This is a genomic window from Streptomyces sp. NPDC059567, assembly GCF_042735655.1.
Classification (GTDB): Bacteria; Actinomycetota; Actinomycetes; order Streptomycetales; family Streptomycetaceae; genus Streptomyces.
Genome location: NZ_JBHWBS010000039.1, coordinates 60435 through 64996, shown reverse-complemented (window position 1 = coordinate 64996; position 4562 = coordinate 60435). Strand labels below are relative to the sequence as shown.

Genomic DNA, 4562 nt, shown 5'->3' with positions numbered 1-4562 from the left:
GGCCGGTTGCGGGGGGCCCCCCCCGCACCCGCACCCCCCCCGGGGGGGGGGGGGCGCGCGGGGGCGATGCGTACCTCTGGGGTCAGCCCACCTTCGGGGTGAAGCCCTTCGCCGCCTCCGAGACCTCCGGCTGGCGGACCGTGCGCATACCGCCGGGGATCGTCTTGTCCGGCTGGAGGATGACCGACTCGCGGGAGGACGGTGCCTTCGGGTCGCTGAAGTCGTGCTTGCCGAAGCCCGCGTCGTAGCTGTTGAGCGTCAGCAGCGCCTTGTCGATGCCCTCACGGGTGAGGTCCTTGGCATCGCAGGCCTTCTTCAGGGCCTCGCCGAAGACACTGGCAGCCGTCCAGCCGGCCACGATGCCGTTGTCGAGGCTGTCGCTCGGGTACGCGGCCTTGTAGTCGGCGACGAGCTTCTTCGCCGCCGGGGTGTCCGCCCCGATGGGCAGGGCCGGGGAGGCGAACCAGTACATCTTCTCCAGCGCGGGACCGGCCTGGGTGCCGAGCAGCTGCGGGGCGAACGCCGAGTTGTTGCCGATGATCGGCACCAGGAGCTTGGTCGCCGCCGCGACGCCGACCAGCGAGGCGGCCTGGCGCGGGCCGGCGCTGATGACGATGCCCTTGACCCCGGCCTGCTTGAGCGCCGCGACCTGCGCCGACATGTCGTTGTCGGTGGGCTTGATCTTCTGCTCGACGACCGTGAGCCCCGCCTTTTCTGCCGCGTACTTCGAGCCGGCCAGCGCGTTCTCGCCGTAGTCGCCCTCGAAGTAGACGTGTCCGAGCTTGTCGCCCGACTTCAGGCCCTTCTCCTTGACCAGGAAGTCGACGGCGTTGATCGTCTCGACGTCGTACGTGGAGCCGAGGACGCGGATGTACGGCGAGCCGAGCAGCGAGGCCGACCAGGCCTGCGGCAGCACGAGCCCCTTGTCCTGGCCGTCGACGCGCTGCTTGACGGCGGCGACGAACGGAGAGCCGATGAACTGGGTGTAGCCGACCACCTTCGGTTCCAGCTCGGTGTACGCCGACAGCGCCTTCTGCGGGTCGTAGCCGTGGTCACGGACCGTCAGCTCCAGCTGCCGGCCGCAGATCCCGCCGGCCGCGTTGACCTGCTTCACGTACAGCTGCTGGGCCTGCGTGACACTCTTTCCGAGCGTGGCGTACACCCCGGTCATGTCGGTGAGCGCGCCGAGCGCGATGGTCTTGTCGGTGACGCCCTTGCCGGCCTTCACCCCGCCCGCGCCGGTGCCGTTGTCGTCGCCGCTCTTGGCCTTGGAACTGCAGCCGACGGCGGTCAGGGCGACGAGGGTGGCGAGTGCGGCGGCCGTGGTTCTGGACGCCTGTCGTCGGTGGATCATCGTTCCTCCCCAGAGGAGTGCGAGGGTCGGTCGGTTCGCTTGGGTTTCCGGGCGGCCAGCCGGACCAGGCCACCGGGCAGGAAGAGCACCACCGCGACGACGGCGGCGCCGTAGAGATAGCGGGCCGCCTCCCCCGGTGCGATCCCGCCCGTCCCGGGGGCGGAGACCAGAGGAAGCGCGTCGCTGTACCGGTTGAGGAGCTGCGGGAGCAGGGAGACGAAGACGCCTCCGATCACCGCACCGGCGACCGAACCGAGACCGCCGATGACGATCATGGCCAGGTACTCGAGGGAGAGCATCATGCCGAAGTACTCCGGCACGGTCCGCTGGAAGACCAGCGCGAGCAGGACGCCGGCGAGGCCCGCGTACATGGACGACAGGACGAAGACGGCGGCGCGGTAGCGGGCCACGGGGATGCCCATGACCCCGGCGGCGATCCGGTGGTCCCGGATGGCGTTCATGGCACGGCCGGGACGGCCGCGGAGGACTCCGCGGGCGAACAGGGCGCCCGCGAGGAGGAGCACGAGGCCGAGGTACCAGAGCTTCTCGGCCGAGCCGAAGGGCACCTGGGCGACGAGGAGCTCGCTGTCGTCGAAGGTGATCCCGAAGAGGCTGAGCGGGGGCACCGCGCGTCCGTTGAAGCCGCCGGTGAGGTCGTGGGCGTTGAAGAGGACGTGCTGGCCGATGAAGATCAGCGCGAGGGTGGCGATACCGAGGTACGCGCCCCGCAGCCGGCCCGCGATGGGGCTGAACACCCCGCCCGCGAGCCCCGCGAGGGCGACGGCGAGGACGGCGGCGAGCCAGCCCGGCAGGCCGAATCCGGTGAGGTCGTCCTTCCCGTCACCGGCGAAGGCGCAGTAGCCGTACGCGCCGACGGCGAGGAAGAAGGCGTGGCCCATGGAGAGCTGGCCGGTCGCGCCGGTCAGCAGGTTGATGCCGATGGCGCCGATCGCGGCGGCCATGGCGAAGAGCCCGGCCTGGAGCCAGAAGCGGTCCAGGTAGAAGGGGAAGGCGGCGAGGACGAGGCCGGCGACGGCCCATGCGTAGACGCGGGGTCGGGCGAGCGTGGCGACTCCACGGCGGGGAAGCGCGTCAGACACGGGCCAGCTCCTTCGTACCGAAGAGTCCGGCGGGGCGGATCAGCAGCACCGCGACCATCACGAGGTACGGGGCGAGGTCGCCGATGCCCCGGCCGAGGAAGGTCAGATCGCCCTGGTAGCCGGTGGCGAGGGACTCGGTGACGCCGACCAGGAGCCCGCCGACGAGGGCGCCGGTGGTGGAGTCGAGGCCGCCGAGGATCGCGGCCGGGAATGCCTTCATCGCGGCGAACGAGGTGGTGCGCTCCAGGCCGGGGGTCGGGAAGACGGTGAGGAAGAGGGCGGCGACGGCGGCCAGTCCGCCCGCCACCGCCCAGGCGCCGAGCGAGACCCGGCCGAGCCTGATGCCCATGAGGGCCGCGGTCTCCTGGTTCTCGGCGGCGGCGCGCATGGCGACGCCCCAGGAGGTGTAGCGGAAGGCGAGGAGGAACGCGGTGATGAGCAGCGCCGCTGCGAGGAAGGCCGCGATCCGGGTCTGGGCGATCGTGACCGGTCCGAAGGTGACGACGGCGTCGCCCCAGGGGTCGCCGAGCGAGAGGATGTCCGTGCCGATGCGGCGGGTCAGCTCGGTGGCCAGCAGGATGTCGACGCCGATGGTCACGATGGCGAGGACGCTGTGGTCGGAGCCGCGGTAGCGGCGCATGACGAGGAACTCGACGGCGGCGCCGACCAGGGCCGCGCCGCCGATGCCGACGAGCAGCGCCGGCCAGAAGCCGATGTCGTCATGGAGTACGGCGGTGAAGTAGCCGCCGGCCAGAAGCAGGGAGGCATGGGCGAAGTTGACGACCTCGGTGGCGCGGAAGATCACCACGAAGCCGAGGGCTATGAGGGCATAGATGGAGCCCAACGAGACACCGTTGAGCAGGAGTTCGGCGAAGGTGGTCACTCGGCGGTCTCCTCTCCGAGATAGGCGCGGACGACCGCCGGGTCGTTCTGTACGTCGCCGGGGGCGCCGTCGGCGATGCGACGGCCGAAGTCGAGGACGGTGACGGCGTCGGCGAGCCGCATCACCACTCCCATGTCGTGCTCGACGAGGACGATGGAGATCCCGAGGCTGTCGCGGACGCCGGCGATGACGGCGGCGGTCCGGCGGCGCTCGTCGGCGGTCATGCCGGCGACGGGCTCGTCGAGGAGGAGCAGCTGGGGCTCCATGCAGAGGGCGCGGGCCAGTTCGGCCAGCTTCTGCTGCCCGTACGGAAGCGATCCGGCGGGCTGGGCGAGTTGCTTCTCCAGGCCGACGAAGGCCGCGATCTCGCGGACCCTGGCGCGGTGGCGGGCGTCCTCGCGGGCGGCGGAGGGCAGCCGGAGCCCGGCGGCGACGAAGCCGGTCCGGGTGAGCCGGTGGCGCCCGAGCATGAGGCTGTCCTCGACGGTGGCGCGGGGCGGCAGCGCGAGGTTCTGGAAGATGCGGGCGACGCCGAGGTCGGCGATCTTGTGCGGCGGCAGGGAGGTGAGCTCGTGCCCGCCGAAGCGGACGCTGCCCGATGTCGCCTTGTAGACCCCGGAGAGGACGTTGAAGCAGGTGGACTTGCCGGCGCCGTTGGGGCCGATGACGGCGTGGACGGTGCCGGGGCGGACGGTGAAGCCGACGGAGTCGAGGGCGGTGAGCCCGGCGAAGCGGACGGTGAGGTCACGGACTTCGAGTGCGGGTACGGACACGGCGGGGGTCCGGTCCGCCTCGGCGGCCGCCTCGCCGGGAGGCGGGAGCTGGCTCATCGGTTCTCCCCACGGGACGGCATCGGGCGAAAGGCGGCGGCGCGCGGTGTGCGGCCGGACGCGGGCTGGGCGGCGGTCGTCATCATCGGCCGCCCTCCCAGCGGGCGAGGACCGGGTGCGTGGTCGCGGCGCCCGCCGCGTCGGCGGCGGCGTCCTCGTCCACGACGCCCAGGTAGCGGCGGCGGACCTCGTCGGAGGCGGCGAGCTCGGCGGCCGGGCCGGAGAGGGTGACCTCGCCGACCTCCAGGACGTACGCACGGGAGGCGAGCCGCAGCGCGAGCGCCGCGGGGTGCTCGACCAACAGCACGCCCCAGCCCCTGGGGGTTTTACGGCCGATTGTGTGGGCGATACCGCGGGCCGAAAACCGCGCGTGGGGGAGCGAGGGGGGGGGCACG

General features: G+C 72.1%; 4 protein-coding genes and 1 pseudogene. All 5 read right to left on the bottom strand.

The features are described 5' to 3' along the window. Positions 1-82: 82 nt before the first annotated feature. A complete protein-coding gene (locus ACFVZW_RS19250; RefSeq protein ID WP_384522736.1) occupies positions 83-1354 on the bottom strand; it encodes an ABC transporter substrate-binding protein in 1272 nt (423 codons plus the stop codon). After that, a complete protein-coding gene (locus tag ACFVZW_RS19245) occupies positions 1351-2454 on the bottom strand; it encodes a branched-chain amino acid ABC transporter permease (RefSeq protein WP_384522734.1) in 1104 nt (367 codons plus the stop codon). Before ACFVZW_RS19245 ends, ACFVZW_RS19250 begins: the two co-directional genes overlap by 4 nt. Next, a complete protein-coding gene (locus ACFVZW_RS19240) occupies positions 2447-3337 on the bottom strand; it encodes a branched-chain amino acid ABC transporter permease (RefSeq protein ID WP_329114013.1) in 891 nt (296 codons plus the stop codon). Before ACFVZW_RS19240 ends, ACFVZW_RS19245 begins: the two co-directional genes overlap by 8 nt. After that, the gene (locus ACFVZW_RS19235) at positions 3334-4167 is read right to left on the bottom strand and encodes an ABC transporter ATP-binding protein (RefSeq protein WP_384522731.1); all 834 of its coding nucleotides are present in this window, start codon (positions 4165-4167) and stop codon (positions 3334-3336) included. The genes ACFVZW_RS19240 and ACFVZW_RS19235 overlap by 4 nt, the downstream gene beginning before the upstream one ends. Before the next feature lie 82 nt (positions 4168-4249). Continuing rightward, positions 4250-4483: pseudogene (locus ACFVZW_RS19230) on the bottom strand (ABC transporter ATP-binding protein); the annotation flags it as partial. Positions 4484-4562 lie beyond the last annotated feature (79 nt).